The organism is Neisseria sp. P0009.S008, from assembly GCF_051958615.1.
Taxonomy (GTDB): Bacteria; Pseudomonadota; Gammaproteobacteria; order Burkholderiales; family Neisseriaceae; genus Neisseria; species Neisseria subflava.
Genome location: NZ_JBQCVG010000096.1, coordinates 1 through 240, shown reverse-complemented (window position 1 = coordinate 240; position 240 = coordinate 1). Strand labels below are relative to the sequence as shown.

Genomic DNA, 240 nt, shown 5'->3' with positions numbered 1-240 from the left:
GTCCAATACAGCATGGCAGTGCAAGACATCCGCTACTACCTCAACGGCTTGCTGATGCAGGTTGAAGGCAACCAACTGCGCCTCGTCGCCACCGACGGCCACCGCCTTGCCTACGCCGCCAGCCAAATCGAAGCCGAACTGCCCAAAACTGAAGTCATCCTGCCGCGCAAAACCGTTTTGGAACTCTTCAAACTGCTGAACAACCCGTCCGAACCCATCAGCGTCGAGTTGCTCAACAAC

At 56.7% G+C, this 240-nt stretch carries 1 pseudogene; it reads left to right on the top strand.

Features of this window, described 5'->3' with window-relative positions:
• A pseudogene (locus ACTHSQ_RS11425) lies at nucleotides 1-240 on the top strand (DNA polymerase III subunit beta); the annotation flags it as partial.